Here is a 17,780-nt window from a genome sequence, read left to right as displayed (position 1 = left end):
CCCCGCCCGCCGTCGTTCCGCCCGTTCACGCCCCGCCCTCCGTCACCGGCAGCTGCACCGCGAGCGCCGTGCCCCCGCCGGGCGCCGACTCCACCGTGAAGGTGCCGCCGAGCGCCCGCGCCCGGGCCCGCATCGACGGCAGCCCGAACCCGCCGTCCCCTCCGCTGCGCCCGGCGACCGCCACCGGGTCGAATCCGGCCCCGTCGTCGAACACGTCCAGCGCCACCTCGCCCTCCATGTAGCTGAGCGTCACCTCGGCGTGCGAGGCGTGCGCGTGCCGGACGGTGTTGCCGAGCGCGGACTGCGCGATCCGCAGCAGCGCGACCTCCTGCGGCACCGGCAGCCGTACCGGGTCCCCGGAGACGTGCAGTTTCACCGGCAGGCCGCTGTGCGCCGCCGTGGTGGCGCACAGCCGTTCCAGCGCGACCGGCAGCGGGTCGCCGTCGAGCGCGGGCGGGGTGAGCGCGCGGACGAACCGCCGGGCCTCGTCCAGGTTGTCCTGGGCGGCCTGCCGGGCCTGCTCGACGTACCCGGAGGCGGCCTCGGTGCGTTCCGGCAGGGCCCGCTGGGCGGCCCGCAGCAGCAGCTGGATGGAGCTGAGGCTCTGCGCGAGGGTGTCGTGGATCTCCCGGGCGAGGCGCTCGCGTTCGGCGAGCACCCCGGCGGTGTGGTGGGCGGCCGCGGCGTCGGCGCGGGCGGCGGTGAGTTCGTCGATCAGCCGGCGGCGCTCCTCGCTCTCCCGGTACAGCGCCTGGTAGCCGAGCACGGTGGCGGTGGCGACGGCCGCGCCGAGCGCGGGGCCGATCGCGGCGGGCAGGCTGAAGGTGTGCTGGTGCCAGGACCAGGCGGCGATGGCGGTGGCGGCGGTCAGCCCGACGGCGGTGAGGCCGCCGCGCCGCCCGAGCAGGTGCAGTTCCAGGAAGTACAGCGGGAACGCCAGCCACACCCCGTCCTGGGTGGCGATCAGCACGCCCACCCAGGTGACGCCGAGCAGCGCCAGCCACAGCGCGGCGGCCCGGCGCGAGCGGCGGACGGCGGCCAGCCGGGGGCCGACGGCGTACACGGCGGCCATCGCGGTGGCCGCGGCGGCGACGGGCAGCGGGTCGCCGTCCCGGCCGACGGCGGCGCGGGCGACGGCCAGGGCGAGCAGGCCCGCCACGAGCAGGTGCAGGCAGACCTGGAGGACGCGGGCGACGGGGGTGGTGCGGGATCGTTCGGTCGCCATCCGTCCAGCCTAGGTTCCGGATCGGGCCCCGGCATCAATCAAAAGGTTGAACTCCGCTTCTGCCCTTTGATGCCGAGGATGCAATCCGCGGTGCGATGCCCGCGGGGCCCCTTCTCCGGGACGGTGGAAGCGTCGGAAACACTCGTTCAGCAGGAAGGCCCACCGTGTTCGTCGCCTGGAGGGATCTGGGGTTCGCCAAGGGGCGGTTCGCCCTGATGGGGACCGTCATCGTGCTGATCACCGTACTGGTCGGTCTGCTGTCCGGACTGACCGCCGGACTCGGCCGGCAGAACATCTCCGCGATCACCGGCCTGCCCGCCGACCACCTGGTGTTCGGTGAGCCCGCCGACGGGCAGAAGCTGTCCTTCACCGACTCCCAGGTCACCCCCGAGCAGTGGCAGGCCTGGGCGGCCGAGCCGGGCGTCACCTCCGCCCAGCCGCTGGGCATCACCACCACCAAGGCCGCCGCCGGCACCCGCACCACGGCGCTGTCCGCCTTCGGCGTCCCGGACGGCTCCGCGCTGGCCCCGCAGGGCGCCCGGATCGCCCCCGGCCAGGCCGTCCTGTCGAAGACCGCCGCCAAGAACCTGGGCGACCTCGCCCCCGGCGCCGACCTCACCCTGGCCGGCCACCGCCTCCGGGTCGCGGCCGTCGACGGCGACGCCGCGTACAGCCACACCCCGGTGATCTGGACCAGCCTCACCGACTGGCAGCAGGCCGCCCCCGGCGGCGCAGGCCACGCGACCGTCATCGCGCTCACCACCGCCAAGGGCGCCGACCTGCACGGCGCCGACGCCCGCCACGGCACCGAGACCCGCACCCGCGACGACGCCCTCGCCGCGATCGGCTCCTACACCTCCGAGAACGGCTCGCTCCAGCTGATGCGCGGCTTCCTGTTCGCCATCTCGGCCCTGGTGATCGGCGCCTTCTTCACCGTCTGGACGATCCAGCGCAGCGGCGACGTCGCGGTGCTCAAGGCCCTCGGCGCCTCCACCCGCTACCTGCTGCGCGACGCCCTCGGCCAGGCCGTCCTGCTGCTGGTGCTCGGCACCGCCGCCGGCACCGCGCTCGCCCTGGGCGCCGGCGCGCTGATCGGCTCCGCCGTCCCCTTCGTCCTCGACGCCCCGACCCTGCTGCTGCCCGCCGCCGTCATGATCGCGCTCGGCGCGGTCGGCGCCGCCCTGTCCATCCGCCGGATCACCTCCGTCGACCCGCTGACCGCCCTGGGGAGTGCCCGATGAGCCTGACCCTCGACCGCATCACCCTCACCTACCCGGACGGCGACGGCCGGCTCACGGCGCTGGACGACGTGTCGCTGACCGTCCCCAAGGGCTCGATCACGGCCGTCGTCGGCCCGTCCGGCTCCGGCAAGTCCAGCCTGCTGGCGGTCGCCGCCACCCTGATCACCCCGGACTCCGGCCAGGTCGTGGTGGACGGCACCGACACCACCGGCCTCGGCCGCGCCGAACTGACCGCGCTGCGCCGCACCCGGATCGGCATCGTCTTCCAGCAGGCCAACCTGCTGCCCTCACTCACCGCCGTCGAACAGCTCCAGGTGATGGCCCACCTGGACGGCCGCTCCCCGCGCACCGCCCTCCCCCGGGCCCTGGACCTGCTCGGCGCCGTCGGCCTGCGCGACCAGGCCGCCCGCCGCCCGCACCAGCTCTCCGGCGGTCAGCGCCAGCGCGTCAACATCGCCCGCGCGCTGATGAACGACCCCACCGTCCTGCTGATCGACGAACCCACCAGCGCCCTCGACCACGAACGCGGCGCCGCCGTCCTCGACCTCATCACCGACCTCACCCACCGCCGCGCCACCGCCACCGTCCTGGTCACCCACGACCGCACCCACCTGACGGCCGTCGACCAGATCGCCGAAGTCCACGACGGCCGCCTGACAGTGCCGGCAGCGGCCTGAGCTACTTCTTCGCCGCCAGCACGTCGTCCACCGACAGCGTCACCGACGCCCCGATCGACTCCGGCAGGGTGAACGACTGCCCCGGATGGTGGACGGCGTGCACGCGGTACTCGCCCTCCTGTGGGTCAGTGAGCACCATGACCCGCTGGTTCGTCCGGTCCACGATCACGTAGACGGGTACTCCAGCGGCGGCATAGACGAAGGGCTTCCGCTTCAGGTCGTCGCTGATGTTGGACGACGTGACCTCCAACACGAGCCGGAAGACCGCCGGGTCGTAACAGTTGTACTCGATCAAGTGGTCATCGATGTCGGCATCGACGATCGCCAGGTCGGGAACGGCGTAGTCCGACGGCCCATCCGGCAGCCAGATGCCAACGCCCTGAATGACGTCGACCTCATCCCCGTCGAGGCCGGCGGCGAACAGCGCACGCATGAGGCGACTCAGCGACTTGCCGTGCGAAGCATTCGGAGGCGGCGTCACGGTGATCTGGCTCCCGACGATCTCGACCCGGTGCCCGGCGAACTGGTTGGAGATCAGCTCGGCGACTTCGAGCAGCGTCGGCTGCTCGATGGGCTCTTCCACTGCTGCGGCGGACATGGATTTCCTCCTGGCTGCCGATGTCGAGAACATCATCGTAGGGCGCGAACGCATTCCGCCGCCCGATCCCCAGTCTTCACCCGAACGGGCGGTTTAGCCCCGGCTGCCCCTACCGCGCCCGCAGCTTCAGCGCCGGGCGGGCCTCCTCCGCCGCCTCGTCCTGCCCCGCCCACAGCGAGCGGACGTGGCTGAGGTGGCGGGTCATGCAGGCCTCGGCCGCCTCGGCGTCGCCGGCCAGCATGAGGTCGAGCAGTTCCAGGTGCTCCTCCGCCGAGGAGGTCAGCTCGCCGCGCTCGTCGAGCCGGTTGAGGCCGTACAGCCGCGAGCGCTTCCGCAGGTCGCTGACGACGTCGACCAGCCGGGCGTTGCCGGCCAGCCCCAGCAGGTCCAGGTGGAACTGCCGGTCGGCCTCCAGGTACCCGATGAGGTCGTGCTTGCGCGCGGCCGCGACGATCTCCTCGGCCTGCGGGCGCAGCCGCTCCAGCTGCTCCTTGGTCGCCGTGCGCGTCACCCGGCCGACGGTGGGGACCTCGATCAGGGCGCGGATCTCGGTGTAGTCGTCGAGGTCACGCTCGGTGAGCTCGGTGACCCGGAATCCCTTGTTGCGGACGGCCTCGACGAGGCCTTCGCGGGCGAGGTCGAGCATGGCCTCGCGGACGGGGGTGGCGGAGACGCCGAAGTCGGCGGCGAGCGCGGGTGCGGAGTAGACGACGCCGGGGCGCAGTTCGCCGGAGATCAGGGCCGCCCGGAGCGCGTGGGCGACCTGGTCGCGAAGCCGCTCCTGTACGGAGATCAGGGTGCGGGGTTTGAGGTCGGCCATGGTGTTCCTCCGGGTGGGTGCAGAACACCAGCGTACAATGTCACGTTACGTTGAGTGCGCAACATTTCGTGATTCGGACACCTGCCCTCCGGCCGCGCCGACCCTGGCAGCCGGGAGCGCCCGGCACCTACCCCTGCCGGTACACCTCCGCCGCGACCGCCAGGTCCTCCCACGCCATGCCGACGCTCTTGAAGAACCGCGGCCGCCCCGCCGGCACCAGCGCGTCGCCGCGCACCAGCTCGGCCAGGTTCCACAGCTGCCGGCCGGCCACCCCCGCCATGATCAGGTCGCCGGCCTCGCGCGCCGCCACCGTCCGCGCCTCCACGTACAGTTCGGCCCGCCCGACCAGCACCTCGTCCACCTCCCGCGCGTCGGGCTCGTGCGAGCCGACGGCCGCGACGGCGGCGTGCTCGGGCACCAGGGCGCCGTCGAACAGCGGCGTTCGCGCGGTGGTGCAGCAGACCACCAGGTCCGCTTCGGCGACGGCCTCCGGCCCGCCGACCCCGGCCGCCAGCCCGAGGCCGCGCCCGTACGCGGCGAGGGCCCCGGCCCGTCCGGCGTCCCGCGCCACCACGGTGAGCCTGGTCAGCGGCCGGACGGCCAGCAGCGCGTCCAGGTGCCCGTACGCCTGCGGCCCGGAGCCGAACAGCACCAGGTGTTCGGCGTCCGGCGCGGCCAGCCGGCGCAGCGCGACGGCGGTGACGGCGGGTGTGCGCAGCGCGGTGAGCGCGGCGCCGTCGAGCAGGGCGAGCGGCTGCAGGGTGGGCCCGTCGAGCAGCAGGTAGCTGCCGGTGATCCGGGGCAGGCCCCGGCCGGGGTTGGCGGGCGCGACCCCGGCGATCTTCACCCCGGCGTACGGGCCGGCGGCGGCCGGCATCATCAGCAGTTCGCCGGCCGGGACGGGGACGGCCGAGCGGGCCGGTGCCGGCTCCGGGTCGAACCCGTCGAGCAGCACCCGCTCGATCGCCGCCACCGCGGCCGCGGGGCCGACCCCGCCAACGCCCGGCACGGCGTACTGGAGCGGCTCAGCCGCCGTACCGGGCGGCACAAGAGGCGGCACATGAGACGACGCATGAGGCGGCGCAGCAGGGTCCGCAGGCGGGTTCGCAGGAGCGGTCACAGCAGGAACCCCGCCCCCAGGTCGTCGTCCGGTTCCAGGACGAACGCGTGCTCGCCAGTACGGTGGGCGCTGCCGGTGACCTCGGTGACGACGCCGCCGTCCAGCGGGTCGCCGCCGGGCAGGACGCGGCCGGTGAAGACCGTCCCGATGACGGACTCGTGCCGCAGTTCCTCCCCCGGCGCGAGCCGGCCCTCGGCGGCGAGGACGGCGAGCCGGGCGGAGGTCCCGGAGCCGCAGGGCGAGCGGTCGATCTGCCCGTCCGCGAAGACGGTGACGTTCCGTTGGTTCAACACGCCGTCCTCCGAGACGAGTTCGTCGAACAGGATGACCCCGTACACGCCCGACAGCAGCGGGTCGCTCGGGTGCGCCACCGCCGCCGCGCCGGCCAGCAGCTCCCTGATCTCCCGCCCGGCGGCGGTGAGTTCGGGCAGCTGCGCGGGCTCGACCGCGAGGCCGAGGGCGGCCGCCGGCACCGAGGCGTAGCAGGCGCCCGCGTGCGCCACCGCGACCTCCACGGTGCCCCGCGAAGTGGCCAGCGGCAACTTCAGGGCGGCGACCCGGGTGGGCACGTTGCGGAAGGTGACGCCGGTGGTCCGCCCGTCGGCCCGGTGCACCAGCGCGGTGACCCGGCCGGACGGCACGTCGATCCGCACCCGGGCCACGCCGTCGGCGGGGGCCGCGACCCGCCCGGAGTCCACCGCCCAGGCGCCGAGCGCGATGGTGCCGTGCCCGCAGGCCGTCGAGTAGCCGTCCTTGTGCCAGAACAGCACCCCGAAGTGCGCCTCGTCGTCGTCCGGCGGCACCAGGAACCCGCCGTACATCCCGGCGTGGCCGCGCGGTTCGCGGCTGAGCAGCTGCCGGGCGTCGTCCAGCGCGCTCGGCCGGGGCGCGGTCGCGCTGCCGCCGGCGCCGAGTGCGATGGCCCGCCGTTCGGCGACGCTGTCGCCGGGGATCGCGGGCACGCCGTCCAGCACGATCCGGAACGGCTCACCGGCCGCGTGGTAGTCGACGGTGCGGACGAGCATCAGGCGCCCCCGCCCGGCAGCAGGCTGACGGTGCGGCTGACGGTGTAGAAGTCCAGTGCCGCCTGGCCCTGTTCGCGCTCGCCGTGGGCGGCGCCCTTGGCGCCGCCGAACGGCAGGTGGAAGTCGACGCCGCTGGACGGCGCGTTGACCCGGATCATGCCCGCGTCCAGCCGGTCGGCGGCGGCGAGCGCCACGTCCAGGCTGCGGGTGTGCACGGAGGTGGAGAGGCTGTGCGGGGTGTCGTTGGCGAGCGTGATCGCCTCGTCGAGGTCGGCGGCGGCGTGCAGCAGCGCGATCGGTCCGAAGAACTCCTCGCGGGCCAGCGGGTGTTCGGCCGGCACGTCGGTGAGCAGGGCCGGTTCGAGGTACCAGCCGTCCCGCTCGGGTGCCCGGCCGCCGGTGAGCAGGGTGGCCCCGGCGGCGACGGCCGAGTCGACGGCGGCCGTCAGCCGGTCCCGGGCGGCGGCGTTGATGACCGGCCCGCAGGCCGTGTCGTCGACCAGTTCCAGCGCCTTGACCAGGGCGTCGCGCAGCGGCTCGTACGCGGCGCCGACCGCGATCACCCGGCTGGTGGCGGTGCACTTCTGCCCCGCGTACCCGGCGATGGCGGCGGCGAGGTGGGCGGCGGCCTGCGCGAGGTCGGCGTCCGGCAGCACCAGCGCGGCGTTCAGCCCGCCGAGTTCGGCCTGCACCGGGACGCCACGCTCGGTGGCGGCCCGCACCACGGCCCGGCCGACGCCGGTCGAGCCGGTGAAGGAGACCACGTCGGCCGTGTCGACCAGCGCCGCGCCTTCCTCGGCGCCGCCCGGCAGCACGGTGAACACGTCCTCCGGCAGCCCGGCCCCGGCGGCCAGTTCGGCCAGCCGCAGCGCGCAGGCGGTCGCCTCGGGCGCCGGCTTGAGCACTGCGGTGTTGCCGACCGCCAGCGCCGGCGCGGCCTTCCAGGTGGGGATTGCCAGCGGGAAGTTCCACGGCGCGATCAGCCCGGCGACGCCGTACGGGCGGCGCCGGGTGAGCAGCAGCCCGGGCCCGGCGGCGGTCTCGTGCACCGCCCCGGACGGCGCGAACGGCGCCTGTGCGTAGTAGCGCCAGATCGCCGCGGTGCGGGCGACTTCGCCGTGTGCCTCGGCGAGCGGCTTGCCGACCTCGCGCACGATCAGCCCGGCCAGTTCGTCCGCGTGCGCCTCGACCGCTTCGGCGATCCGGCCGAGCGCCGCGGACCGGGCGCCCGCGCCGGCCGCGAGCCAGCCGGGCTGGGCGGCCCGGGCCCGGGCGACGGCGGCCCGGACGGCTTCGGCGCCGGGTTCCTCGACGGCGACGACGAGGTCCGCGGGGTCGGCGGGGTTGTACGAGGTGATGGTCACGACCAGCAGCCCTTCGAAGGTGGTTCAGCGGACGTCTGAGCGGGCCCCTCCCCCGAGGCCGGCTCCTCTTTCAAACGGCTTCAAACAGCTTCAAACCGCTTCAGACAGCTCTACAGCAGGAACCCGGCCGGGAACGGGTCACGCGGGTCGAGGAAGTACTGGGCGGTGCCGGTGACCCAGGCCCGCCCGGTGACGGTGGGCACCACGGCGGGCCGCCCGGCCACCTCGGTCTCCTCGACCAGGCGCCCGATGAAGGTCGTCCCGATGAAGGAGTCGTTGCGGAAGTCGCGCCCCAGCGGCAGTTCGCCGCGCGCGTGCAGCTGCGCCATCCGGGCCGAGGTGCCAGTGCCGCAGGGCGAGCGGTCGAACCAGCCGGGGTGGATGGCCATCGCGTGCCGGGAGTGTTCGGCGGTGGAGCCGGGGGCGAGCAGCTGGACGTGGTGGCAGCCGTGGATGGACGGGTCCTCCGGGTGCACCGGGCGGTCGGGGCTCGCGTTGATGGCGGCCATCAGGGCCAGTCCGGCCTCCAGGATGTCCTGCTTGCGCTCGCGCTCGAAGGGCAGCCCGAACTCGGCGAGCGGCAGGATGGCGTAGAAGTTGCCGCCGTACGCCAGGTCGTAGCCGATCGTGCCGTACCCGGGCACCTCGATCTTGGCGTCCAGCGCGGCCGAGTAGGACGGCACGTTGCGGATGGTCACCGCGGTGGCGGCGCCGTCCTCGACCCGCACCTCGGCGATCACCAGTCCGGCGGGCGTGTCCAGCCGCACCGTGGTGACCGGCTCGACCACCGGCACCATGCCGGTCTCGACCAGCACGGTGGCGACGCCGATGGTGCCGTGGCCGCACATCGGCAGCAGGCCGGAGACCTCGATGTAGAGCACGCCGAAGTCGGCGTCGGGCCGGGTCGGCGGCTGGAGGATGGCGCCGCTCATCGCGGCGTGGCCGCGCGGCTCGTACATCAGCAGGGTGCGGAAGTGGTCCAGGTGCTGCTGGAAGTGCACCCGGCGCTCGGCCATGGTGGCGCCGGGGATGACGCCGAAGCCGCCGGTGATGACCCGGGTCGGCATGCCCTCGGTGTGCGAGTCGACGGCGTGGAACACGTGACGGCTGCGCATGGCTCTGACGACTCCCGTCGGAGTGGGCGTACGGAGGTGGTGACCGTACGCCGGATCGGGTGGGTGGGGCCGGGCCGGCTGCCCCCTCAGCCGGCCCTGGTGACGAGGTCTCCCGGTTAGGCCAGGCCCTCGGCCAGCGCCTTCTCGGTGGCCGCGCGGACGGCCGCCTCGATGTCCGGGGTCAGCGGCTGGCGCGGCGGGCGGACGGGGCCGCCGGGGCGCCCGGCGATGTCCATGGACAGCTTGATGGCCTGGACGAACTCGGTCTTGGAGTCCCAGCGCAGCAGCGAGTGCAGCGACTTGTACAGCGGCAGCGCGGTGTCCAGCTCGTGCGCCACGGCGGCCCGGTACAGCGCGACGCTGGCCTCCGGCAGGGCGTTCGGGTAGCCGGCGATCCAGCCGACCGCGCCGGCCAGCGCCAGTTCCAGCAGCACGTCGTCGGCGCCGATCAGCAGGTCCAGGCCGGGGGCCAGTTCGGCGATCTCGTAGGCCCGGCGGACGTCGCCGCTGAACTCCTTGACCGCGACGATCGAGCCCTCGCCGTGCAGTTGGGCGAGCAGCGCGGGGACGAGGTCGACCTTGGTGTCGATCGGGTTGTTGTACGCGACGACGGGCAGTCCGGCCTTGGCCACGTCGGCGTAGTGCGCCCGGACGGACGCGTGGTCGGCCCGGAAGGCGTTCGGCGGCAGCAGGAGCACGGAGCCGGCGCCGGCCTCGGCGGCCTGCTCGGCCCAGCGACGGGACTCGGCACTGCCGTAGGCGGCCACGCCGGGCATCACCCGGGAGCCGTCGCCGGCCGCCTCGACGGCCACCTCGACGACGCGGGCGCGCTCCTCGGCGGTGAGCGTCTGGTACTCGCCCAGCGAGCCGTTGGGGACGACGCCGTCACAGCCGGACTCGATCAGCCAGCGGACGTGCTCGGCGTACGCGTCGTAGTCGACGGAGAGGTCCGGGCGCAGCGGGATCGTGGTGGCGACCATGATGCCGCGCCAGGGCCGGGCGGTGTCGTGTGGGGTGTTGGACACGATGAGCTCCTTGGTGAGGTGTGACATTTTATTAGAGGAGACGGGCCGGAGACAAGAGTCCCCGGCCCGCAACATGCCCTAAGGCGTGTCGCCGGCCTCGCCGAACGACCCGGACGACCCGGACGACCCGAACGACCCGGACGGCCCGGCTGGCCCGGCCGCCAGCTGCGACAGCGGCACCGGGCAGGCCAGCGGCCGCCGGTCCGGCCCCGGCTCACCCGAGCCGGCCAGGCAGGCCACGGCCGGACCGCACATCCGGCCCTGGCACCAGCCCATCCCGGCCCGGGTGAGCAGCTTGACGGTGCGCGGATCGCCCGCGCCCAGCTCGTCCACGGCCTCCCGGATCGCCGAGACCGGCACCTCCTCGCACCGGCAGACGTCGGTGTCCGGGCGCAGCCAGCCGGTCCAGCCGGGGCCGGGCCGGTGGGCCGCGGCCATCAGGTCGGCGAAGTTCCGCAGCCGGGCCCGGCGGCGCAGCAGTGCGGGCTTCGGCAGCCGGTCGGCCACGGCGTGCGCGGCCAGTTCGCCCTCCACGATCGCGAGGTCCGCGCCGCCGACGCCGTTGGTCTCCCCCGCCGACCAGAGGCCGGGCACGGTGGTGCGCAGCCGGGCGTCGACCTGGAGCCCGACCGCGCCGTCCGGGGCGGTCCTGGTGGCCGCGCCTAGTTCGGTGGCCAGGTCGATCTGCGGCAGCAGCCCGTGGCCCACGGCGACGGCGTCGCAGGCGATCCGGCGTTCGGTGCCGGGCACCGGCCGCCAGTCGGCGTCCAGCCGGGCCACCGTGACGGCGGTGACCCGCTCGGTCCCGTGCGCCTCGACGACGGCACTGCGCGGGCGCAGCCGTACGCCGTGCCGCAGCAGCGTGCTCCCGTGGCCGGCGCCCTCGACGAGCTTGGCGGGGACGGCCGCCAAGGCGCCGGGGCGCCGGGCGTAGCCGAGGTAGTCGGTGGCCTCGACGACCGCGGGCACCTCGGCCCCGGCGGTGACCAGCGAGGACGCCGCCGCGAGCAGCAGCGGCCCGCTGCCGGCCACCACGATCCGCCGTCCGGGCAGCACCAGCCCGGCCTTGAGCATCGCCTGGGCGCCGCCCGCGGTGACCACCCCGGGCAGGGTCCAGCCGGGGAAGGGCAGCTGGCGCTCGTACGCACCGGTGGCGAGCAACACGGACGCGGCCGGGACGGTGGCCCGGTCGGTGGCCTCCGGTCCGCGCGTGACGTGCACGGCGAAGCCGTCGCCGGTCCGCTCCAGCGCCCACACCTGGTGGCCGCCGAGGAAGCGGACCCGCCCGGCCCGCTCGTGCGCGGCGAGCCGGTCGGCCAGTCCGGTGTAGACGGACCAGCCGTGGTGGAGCCGGTCCGGGCGGGCGGCGCCGAGGCCGGGCGCGGGGTGCCGGTAGTACTGCCCGCCGGTGCTGCGGCCTGCGTCCAGCAGGACGCAGCGCAGCCCGAGGTCGGCGGCGGTCACGGCGGCCGCGAGCCCGGCCGGGCCGGCGCCGATCACCGCGAGGTCGGGGCGTCGGGCCGCTTCGACGGCGGTCCGGTCAGACGGCGAGGTCGGCACGGCCGTTGCCCTCCTGGGTGGTGACGGTGGTGCCGGGTTCGGCGGGGAGCAGGCAGGTGCGCTGGTTGGGGCGGCCGTCGACGGTGGCCAGGCAGTCGAAGCAGGCGCCGATGCCGCAGAACACCCCGCGCGGCCGGCCGCCGACCCGGGTGGTGCGCCAGGCGAGCACGCCGTCGGCCCAGAGCGCGGCGGCGATCGACTGTCCGGGCAGGGCCGGGACGGGTCGGCCGTCGAACTCGATGTGGTGGGCGGGGCCGGGTTCGGCCCGGACCAGGTCGGCGGGGGTGCGGCGCATCGGCGGCTTCTCCGTTCCGGGGTTGGTCGACGAACGAGGGCGATCGACAGAGCGAGGCAGTCGGCAGGCAGGCAGCAGTCCCGGGCTCAGGCCCCGGCGTCCGCCGGGAAGCGGTCCGGGCGGAACGGCGCGAGGTCCAGTTCCGGCTGCTTGCCGGTCAGCTGCTCGCTGATCAGCAGGCCGGTCGCCGGGGCCAGCCCGATGCCGGCGCCCTCGTGCCCGCAGGCGTGGTAGAGCCCGGGCGCCCTGGGGTCCTCGCCGATGGCCGGCAGGTGGTCCGGCAGGTACGGGCGGAAGCCCCGGTAGGTGCGCATCACGGTGACGTCCGCGAGCACCGGGAAGAGCGCCGCGGCCTGGGCGGCGAGCCGCCGCAGCACCTCCTGGGAGAGGGTGCGGTCGAAGCCGACCCGTTCGCGGCTGGCGCCGATCAGCACGGGCCCGCCGGGGGTGCCCTCGACCACGGCGGAGGTCTGCAGCCCGGCCGAGCCGCTGGCGACGTCGGCGACGTAGTCGGCGGCGTAGACCTTGTGCCGGACGATCCGCGGCAGCGGCTCGGTGACCAGGACGAAGCCGCGGCGGGGCATCACCGGCAGGTGCACCCCGGCCAGCCGGGCCAGTTCGCCGCCCCAGGTGCCGGTCGCGTTGACGACGGCGGGGGCGTCGAGGCGGCGGCGGTCGGTGCGCACTCCGCGCACGGCGCCGTCCGGCCCCCGGTACACGGCGGTCACGGTCTCGCCGGTGATCAGCTCGGCGCCCATCCGGCGGGCCTCGCGCAGCAGGTGGGCGGCGGCGAGGGCGGGCTGGACCTGCGCGTCCTGCGGGTAGTGGAAGCCGCCGGCGAGGCCGGGGGCGAGGTGCGGCTCCAGCTCGTGCAGCCGCTCGGCGGGGACTTCCTCGGCGGTGACGCCGGCGGCGGCCTGGCCGACGGCGAAGGCCCGCAGGGCGTCCTGCCCGGCCGGGGTGGAGGCGATCACCACGCCGCCCTTGGGCTCGTACTCGACGTCCGCGCCGAGGTGTTCGGCGAGGTCGTGCCAGAGCCGGGTGCTGAGCAGCGCGAGGTCGAGTTCGGGCCCGGGCTCCTTGTCGGAGACCAGCAGGTTGCCCTCGCCGGCGCCGGTGGTGCCGCCGGCCACCGGTCCACGGTCGACGACGGCGACGGTGAGCCCGGCGCGGGCCGCGTAGTAGGCGCAGGCGGCGCCGACCACGCCGGCGCCGACCACGACGACATCCAGGGGAGGTCTCTGGGTCTTGAGCACGTCAGTAATATGTCACATGCCATCCATCGTGCCAAGACCACCCGCCGAATCCCGCACCGGGCCGGAGCAGTACAAAAGCCCGGGCTCACCGGGCCGGAGCAGCCAAAAGGCCCCGGCCCACCGCGTCGGGCGGCGGGCCGGGGCCTCAGGGTGCGCTACCGGCTCAGGTGATGTCGTCGATCTGCTCGTGACGGGCGGCGGGCACCGGGGCGCCGGCCGTCGGCGCGGCCGAGGCCTGGACCATCTCCGTACCGGCCACCGGCTGCACCGAGAGGTCCAGCTCCGAGGCCTCCTCGTCGCTCAGCCCGGCGTCGGGGTTGCGGCGCTCCTTGCGCCTGTCGTTGAAGATCGCGATGCCCACCGCGAGGAAGTAGAACGCCCAGATCGGCGCGGCCAGCGTGAGCATGCTCACCGGATCGGCGCTCGGGGTGGCGAAGGCGGCGAAGACCGTGATGCCCATGACCATGCCGCGCCACCAGCCGAGCAGCCGCTTGCCGGTGACCATGCCGACCATGTTCATCATGACCAGCAGCAGCGGGAACTCGAAGGCCAAGCCGAAGACCAGCACCATCCGGGTGGCGATGTCGAGGTAGTCCTCGGGCGGCAGAATCGGCGTGGTCTTGTCCGGGGTGAACGAGATCAGCACGTCGACGGTGGTCGGCAGCACCAGGATGGCGCAGCCCACACCGGCCAGGAAGAGCGGCGCCCCGCACAGCATGAAGATGACGGCGTACTTCTTCTCGTGCCGGTGCAGACCGGGTGCCACGAAGGCCCAGACCTGGTAGAGCCAGATCGGCACGGTCGCGACCACACCGGCCGTCAGCGACACCTTGAGCATCCAGGTGAAACCGGCGGTCAGACCGATGTTGGAGACCTGGGCGCACTTGCCCTTGAACTGGTTGGCGGTCTCCGGTGTGCAGCGCGGCAGCGGCTCCAGCAGGAAGTTCTCGATCTGCCTGTGGTAGATCGCCGCCACGATGGTGATCACCACGATCGCCAGGACCGACTTGACCACGCGGTTGCGCAGTTCCCGCAGGTGGTCGGTGAGGGCCATCCGCCCCTCAGGATCCTTGGACGCCTTCGACGCCTTGGAGAGCTTGCTCAACCCCGGTCCTCAACTCGTGCGTCGAGGCCCGCCGGTCGACGGGCCTCCGTGGTCGCGTTCGTCACGTGCGCCGCGCTCAGCGCGGGCGGTCGCCGTCGGCCGCGGACGGCCCGGCGGCGGGCTCGGCCACCGGGCGGGCGGTGCCCGAGGCGCCCGGAGCGGCCTGGATGGTCCTGGCCGCGGTCGTCGCCGAACCGCCGTCGACCCGGGGCGCCGGAGGCGGCGTCGCGGCGGCGTCCTCCTCGGCGCCGTCCGAGCGCATGGCCTTGGTTTCGCTCTTCAGGATCCGCATCGACTGCCCGAGCGAGCGAGCCAGGTCGGGCAGCCGCTTGGCGCCGAACAGCAGGACGGCGAAAATCACGACCACCACGATCGCGGTCATCGAGATGCGCATTGCGCGACCACCTTCACTCATGGCGACCCGTCGGGCCCCCCGCCGCGGATGGTAACCGCTGCGGATGACGCCACGACGACGGCCGCCCGAACAGGACAGCGGCCCCGGTTCGCAGTTCAGGAGCCATCTGCAGGAGCCATCTGAGAGCGTAACCCGCCCCCGCCTCCCCGCAGCAGCCCCCGTACCACCGACGGCCCTCCTGTGCTACCGAACAGGCGCTACCAAACGGGAACAACCGGACGGCCACCACCGGACGGCCTCACCCGGCGGGCACCACCCGAGGGGTGCCACCGGACGGCCCTACCGCCCCGGTACGGCCTCCGCCAGCTCCCCCGCCGCCTCGGCCAGCGCCCGCGAGGCCGCGTCCACGCCCTTGGCCAGCGCCCGCACGTCCAGCCAGAGCCGGATCGCGAGCACCCCGAGGACCAGCAGGCCCGCGGTGGCGAGCAGGACGGCGGCGACGAGCATCCAGGACATGCGCCCACCCTATCGGGCCCGGCCCCCCGGCCCGGTCCGCAGGAGAGCGCCCGCTACCCCTCGGCCGGGACGAGCCGCATGGTGCGGACCCCGGCCCCGACGAGCGCCGCGACGATCTTCTCCCCGGCCGGCTTGCGCACCGCCGCCCCGCAGAGCGGGCAGCCGAAGCTGTAGTGCGCCTGGGCCGGGGTGCGACCGAGGGTCAGCCGGAACTCCTCCGCCGGGAGCTCGACCTTCTCCCGGCACTCGGAGCAGTACACCTTGAATCTGGTCCCGGGCTCCACCGATCAGACCCGCCCCTCCCCGTCGGCAACGGTCTGCTCCCCGTACGCGGCCAGCGCCTCCAGGGCGGCCGCACGGGCCTGCCCGGCCAGCCCGGGCGGCGAGACGATCCGGCCGTCCCGGCCCAGCCGCAGCGCCAGCGGGCGCAGCTGGGAGGGGTCGGCGCTGCGCAGGGTGATCCGCAGCCCGCCGTCGGGCAGTTCCTCGGCCCGGTCGTGGGTGTAGTACTCGGCCACCCAGCGCCCGCCGGAGGAGACCTCGACGACCACCTCGGGGTCGTCCGCGGACGGGTTGACCAGCCCGCCGCTCAGATCGCGCGGCTCGCGCCGGGGCGGGTCGGCGGGGACGTCCAGCACCCGGATCTCGGCCACCCGGTCCAGCCGGAACATCCGGTGGTCCTCGGAGGTGCGGCACCAGGCCTCGAGGTAGGTGTGACCCTCGGTGAGCAGCCGGATCGGGTCGACCTCGCGCTCGGTCATCCCGCCGCGCCCGTGCGAGTAGTAGCGCAGCCACAGGCGGCGCCCCTCGCTGAGCGCGCGGTCGATGTCGGCGAACACGTGGCCCTCCGCCTCGAAGGTCACGCCGACCCGGGCGCTGCCGGCGGCGCTCTCGCCCGCCGCGTTCTCGATCTTGACGACGGCCCGGGTGAGCGCCTCCCGGTCGCCGGCCCGCAGGCCGGGCAGCCCGGCCACCGCACGGGCGGCGACCAGCAGCGCGGTGGCCTCGTCGGCGGCGAGGCGCAGCGGCTGCGCCACGTCGTCGACGTTGTGCCACCAGATCCGCTCGCCGTCGGTGTCGATGTCGAGCAGGTCGCCGCCGCGGAAGCTGGTGCCGCACATCGGCAGCACGTTGAGGTCCCCGATCAGCTCGCGCTCGGAGATCCCGAACGCGCGGGCCACCTCGGCCACCTCGGCGCCGGGGCGCTCGCGCAGGTAGGTGACCAGCGACAGCATCCGCCGCGTCTGGTCGATCGCGTTGCTCACGCCTGAACCCCTCCGCTTCCGTTCACCACGTCCAGCCCGGCCACGGCCCGCAGCCGGTCGATCACGTCGGCCCGCAGCTCCTCGGGCCCGAGCACCAGCACGTCCGGCCCGAACTCGGCGAGGTCGGCGCCCAGCCCGTTGCCGTACGGGATCTCCAGCTCGTCCCAGCCGTCGTCCACCCGCGCGCTGCTCAGCGCCTTGGTGCGCAGCGGGAAGCCCGCTCCCCGGCGGACCCGGACGGTGGCGGTGGCGGTGGCGCCCTCGCCCGCGAACTTGGCGACGGTGGCGCGGACGTCGACGTGCTCGGGCACGGTGCCGAGGAAGGCGCCGGCCTTGGCCCGGACCTTGCCGGTGATCCGGCTGAGCCGGAACACCCGGGCGTCGCCGCGGTCGCGGTCCCACCCGGCCAGGTACCAGTGCCCGCGCCAGCACTCCAGCGCCCACGGCTCGACGGTGCGCAGCTCGCCGGCGGCGGCGCCGGCCTTGCGGTACTCGAAGCCGACCGGGCGGCGGTCCCGGGCGGCGGTGAGCAGCGGCTCGAACGCGGCCTCCCGGGCGGGGATGCGCGGCTCCAGGGCGGTCCGGCCCTCGGGCTCGGCGAACGGCACCCCGGCGGCGCGCAGCTTCTGCAGCGCGCCGCTGGCCGCGCCGGACATCTTGGCCTGCTGCCAGACCCGGGCGGCCAGGGTCAGCGCGGCCGCCTCCTCGGCGTCCAGCGCGATCTCGGGCAGCCGGTTGCGGTCGGCGCGGGCCAGGTAGCCGAGTTCGCCGTCCAGGGCGCTCTCGTCGACGTCGATCACCAGGCCGAGTTCGCGCAGGTCGTCCTTGTCCCGCTCGAACATCCGGTTGAAGGCGTCCTCGCTGCTGTTCTGCCAGGCCTCGCGGTACGCCTCGATGGATTCCCGCAGCTCCTTCTTGGAGAGCGGACGTCTGGTGTTCATCAGGCACAGGGCGAGATTCATCAGCCGCTCTGCCTTGGCGATCGCCATCGCTGACCCTTCCGGTGTGCCGCGCGTGCGCGGGGTGCGCGGGGTGCGCCCGCCGGGAGGTCGTCACCCGGCGGGACCGACCGTACCGGTAGCGGTACGCAGTGCAAAAGCCGCCTCCGGAGACGACCGTGGGCCGAACACCCCTCGGGGTTAGGGCCCCGGTGGGGGACGAAACAGACGCCCAGCAGGTGGTCGAGCGAGATAAGTGTGGAGCCCCCCGGGGTGTGCG

At 74.6% G+C, this 17,780-nt stretch carries 19 protein-coding genes; 2 read left to right on the top strand and 17 right to left on the bottom strand.

All coding sequences use genetic code 11. From position 1 onward, the window contains the following. Positions 1 to 25: 25 nt before the first annotated feature. Complete coding sequence (locus tag ACFVHI_RS31325) at positions 26 to 1,225, bottom strand: sensor histidine kinase (RefSeq protein WP_063346893.1); 1,200 nt, start codon at positions 1,223 to 1,225, stop codon at positions 26 to 28. 164 nt (positions 1,226 to 1,389) lie between these two features. Here ACFVHI_RS31325 and ACFVHI_RS31320 point away from each other — a divergent pair, with 164 nt between their 5' ends. Both ACFVHI_RS31320 and ACFVHI_RS31315 read left to right on the top strand, forming a co-directional pair. Next, the gene (locus ACFVHI_RS31320) at positions 1,390 to 2,466 is read left to right on the top strand and encodes an ABC transporter permease (RefSeq protein ID WP_380345045.1); all 1,077 of its coding nucleotides are present in this window, start codon (positions 1,390 to 1,392) and stop codon (positions 2,464 to 2,466) included. Then, the gene (locus ACFVHI_RS31315) at positions 2,463 to 3,143 is read left to right on the top strand and encodes an ABC transporter ATP-binding protein (RefSeq protein ID WP_063346895.1); all 681 of its coding nucleotides are present in this window, start codon (positions 2,463 to 2,465) and stop codon (positions 3,141 to 3,143) included. The genes ACFVHI_RS31320 and ACFVHI_RS31315 overlap by 4 nt, the downstream gene beginning before the upstream one ends. 1 nt (position 3,144) lies before the next feature. Here the strand turns inward: ACFVHI_RS31315 and ACFVHI_RS31310 are convergent, their stop codons facing one another. From ACFVHI_RS31310 to ACFVHI_RS31235, 16 genes are all read right to left on the bottom strand, one after another. Further along, positions 3,145 to 3,741, bottom strand: coding sequence for a Uma2 family endonuclease (locus ACFVHI_RS31310; RefSeq protein ID WP_380345042.1), 597 nt, complete (start codon positions 3,739 to 3,741; stop codon positions 3,145 to 3,147). Positions 3,742 to 3,850: 109 nt separating this feature from the next. After that, positions 3,851 to 4,561 carry a GntR family transcriptional regulator gene (locus tag ACFVHI_RS31305; RefSeq protein ID WP_063346897.1) on the bottom strand — a complete coding sequence of 237 codons (711 nt, stop codon included), beginning with the start codon at positions 4,559 to 4,561 and terminating at the stop codon, positions 3,851 to 3,853. Between the two features lie 127 nt (positions 4,562 to 4,688). Further along, complete coding sequence (locus ACFVHI_RS31300; protein WP_380345040.1) at positions 4,689 to 5,570, bottom strand: ornithine cyclodeaminase family protein; 882 nt, start codon at positions 5,568 to 5,570, stop codon at positions 4,689 to 4,691. 107 nt (positions 5,571 to 5,677) lie between these two features. After that, positions 5,678 to 6,706, bottom strand: a complete 1,029-nt coding sequence (locus tag ACFVHI_RS31295) for a proline racemase family protein (RefSeq protein ID WP_380345038.1) — start codon at positions 6,704 to 6,706, stop codon at positions 5,678 to 5,680. Continuing rightward, positions 6,706 to 8,076, bottom strand: a complete 1,371-nt coding sequence (locus ACFVHI_RS31290) for an aldehyde dehydrogenase family protein (RefSeq protein WP_380345072.1) — start codon at positions 8,074 to 8,076, stop codon at positions 6,706 to 6,708. Before ACFVHI_RS31290 ends, ACFVHI_RS31295 begins: the two co-directional genes overlap by 1 nt. A 104-nt stretch (positions 8,077 to 8,180) precedes the next feature. After that, positions 8,181 to 9,185, bottom strand: a complete 1,005-nt coding sequence (locus ACFVHI_RS31285; RefSeq protein WP_063346900.1) for a proline racemase family protein — start codon at positions 9,183 to 9,185, stop codon at positions 8,181 to 8,183. A 116-nt stretch (positions 9,186 to 9,301) separates the two neighbouring features. Beyond that, a complete protein-coding gene (locus ACFVHI_RS31280; RefSeq protein ID WP_380345070.1) occupies positions 9,302 to 10,165 on the bottom strand; it encodes a dihydrodipicolinate synthase family protein in 864 nt (287 codons plus the stop codon). A gap of 123 nt (positions 10,166 to 10,288) precedes the next feature. Beyond that, the gene (locus ACFVHI_RS31275; RefSeq protein ID WP_380345036.1) at positions 10,289 to 11,770 is read right to left on the bottom strand and encodes an NAD(P)/FAD-dependent oxidoreductase; all 1,482 of its coding nucleotides are present in this window, start codon (positions 11,768 to 11,770) and stop codon (positions 10,289 to 10,291) included. After that, complete coding sequence (locus ACFVHI_RS31270; protein ID WP_063346903.1) at positions 11,751 to 12,065, bottom strand: (2Fe-2S)-binding protein; 315 nt, start codon at positions 12,063 to 12,065, stop codon at positions 11,751 to 11,753. Before ACFVHI_RS31270 ends, ACFVHI_RS31275 begins: the two co-directional genes overlap by 20 nt. A gap of 86 nt (positions 12,066 to 12,151) precedes the next feature. Continuing rightward, positions 12,152 to 13,321, bottom strand: coding sequence for an NAD(P)/FAD-dependent oxidoreductase (locus ACFVHI_RS31265; protein ID WP_380345034.1), 1,170 nt, complete (start codon positions 13,319 to 13,321; stop codon positions 12,152 to 12,154). A gap of 163 nt (positions 13,322 to 13,484) precedes the next feature. After that, the gene (gene tatC, locus ACFVHI_RS31260; RefSeq protein ID WP_380345068.1) at positions 13,485 to 14,375 is read right to left on the bottom strand and encodes a twin-arginine translocase subunit TatC; all 891 of its coding nucleotides are present in this window, start codon (positions 14,373 to 14,375) and stop codon (positions 13,485 to 13,487) included. Positions 14,376 to 14,502: 127 nt separating this feature from the next. Then, complete coding sequence (tatA, locus tag ACFVHI_RS31255; RefSeq protein ID WP_063346906.1) at positions 14,503 to 14,820, bottom strand: Sec-independent protein translocase subunit TatA; 318 nt, start codon at positions 14,818 to 14,820, stop codon at positions 14,503 to 14,505. A 300-nt stretch (positions 14,821 to 15,120) separates the two neighbouring features. After that, complete coding sequence (locus ACFVHI_RS31250; protein ID WP_159398379.1) at positions 15,121 to 15,297, bottom strand: hypothetical protein; 177 nt, start codon at positions 15,295 to 15,297, stop codon at positions 15,121 to 15,123. Between the two features lie 53 nt (positions 15,298 to 15,350). Then, positions 15,351 to 15,581 carry a hypothetical protein gene (locus ACFVHI_RS31245; protein WP_063346907.1) on the bottom strand — a complete coding sequence of 77 codons (231 nt, stop codon included), beginning with the start codon at positions 15,579 to 15,581 and terminating at the stop codon, positions 15,351 to 15,353. A 3-nt stretch (positions 15,582 to 15,584) separates the two neighbouring features. Then, positions 15,585 to 16,532 carry a WYL domain-containing protein gene (locus ACFVHI_RS31240; protein WP_350878052.1) on the bottom strand — a complete coding sequence of 316 codons (948 nt, stop codon included), beginning with the start codon at positions 16,530 to 16,532 and terminating at the stop codon, positions 15,585 to 15,587. A gap of 26 nt (positions 16,533 to 16,558) precedes the next feature. After that, positions 16,559 to 17,551: a YafY family protein gene (locus ACFVHI_RS31235; RefSeq protein ID WP_063346908.1), complete on the bottom strand. Its 993-nt coding sequence runs from the start codon at positions 17,549 to 17,551 to the stop codon at positions 16,559 to 16,561. Positions 17,552 to 17,780 lie beyond the last annotated feature (229 nt).

The sequence above is a fragment of the Kitasatospora sp. NPDC127121 genome, from assembly GCF_042677305.1.
GTDB lineage: Bacteria > Actinomycetota > Actinomycetes > Streptomycetales > Streptomycetaceae > Kitasatospora.
Note: the sequence above shows the minus strand (reverse complement) of the source record. Positions and strands in the feature narration are given on the sequence as shown.

Excerpts from the sequence above, each read along its gene's own strand:
- tatA (WP_063346906.1), bottom strand. The coding sequence starts at position 14,820 with ATGCGCATCTCGATGACCGCGATCGTGGTGGTCGTGATTTTCGCCGTC.
- ACFVHI_RS31305 (WP_063346897.1), bottom strand. The coding sequence starts at position 4,561 with ATGGCCGACCTCAAACCCCGCACCCTGATCTCCGTACAGGAGCGGCTT.
- ACFVHI_RS31315 (WP_063346895.1), top strand. The coding sequence starts at position 2,463 with ATGAGCCTGACCCTCGACCGCATCACCCTCACCTACCCGGACGGCGAC.
- ACFVHI_RS31295 (WP_380345038.1), bottom strand. The coding sequence starts at position 6,706 with ATGCTCGTCCGCACCGTCGACTACCACGCGGCCGGTGAGCCGTTCCGG.
- ACFVHI_RS31240 (WP_350878052.1), bottom strand. The coding sequence starts at position 16,532 with ATGCTGTCGCTGGTCACCTACCTGCGCGAGCGCCCCGGCGCCGAGGTG.
- ACFVHI_RS31250 (WP_159398379.1), bottom strand. The coding sequence starts at position 15,297 with ATGTCCTGGATGCTCGTCGCCGCCGTCCTGCTCGCCACCGCGGGCCTG.
- ACFVHI_RS31235 (WP_063346908.1), bottom strand. The coding sequence starts at position 17,551 with ATGGCGATCGCCAAGGCAGAGCGGCTGATGAATCTCGCCCTGTGCCTG.
- ACFVHI_RS31325 (WP_063346893.1), bottom strand. The coding sequence starts at position 1,225 with ATGGCGACCGAACGATCCCGCACCACCCCCGTCGCCCGCGTCCTCCAG.
- ACFVHI_RS31310 (WP_380345042.1), bottom strand. The coding sequence starts at position 3,741 with ATGTCCGCCGCAGCAGTGGAAGAGCCCATCGAGCAGCCGACGCTGCTC.
- ACFVHI_RS31280 (WP_380345070.1), bottom strand. The coding sequence starts at position 10,165 with ATGGTCGCCACCACGATCCCGCTGCGCCCGGACCTCTCCGTCGACTAC.
- ACFVHI_RS31270 (WP_063346903.1), bottom strand. The coding sequence starts at position 12,065 with ATGCGCCGCACCCCCGCCGACCTGGTCCGGGCCGAACCCGGCCCCGCC.
- ACFVHI_RS31285 (WP_063346900.1), bottom strand. The coding sequence starts at position 9,185 with ATGCGCAGCCGTCACGTGTTCCACGCCGTCGACTCGCACACCGAGGGC.
- tatC (WP_380345068.1), bottom strand. The coding sequence starts at position 14,375 with ATGGCCCTCACCGACCACCTGCGGGAACTGCGCAACCGCGTGGTCAAG.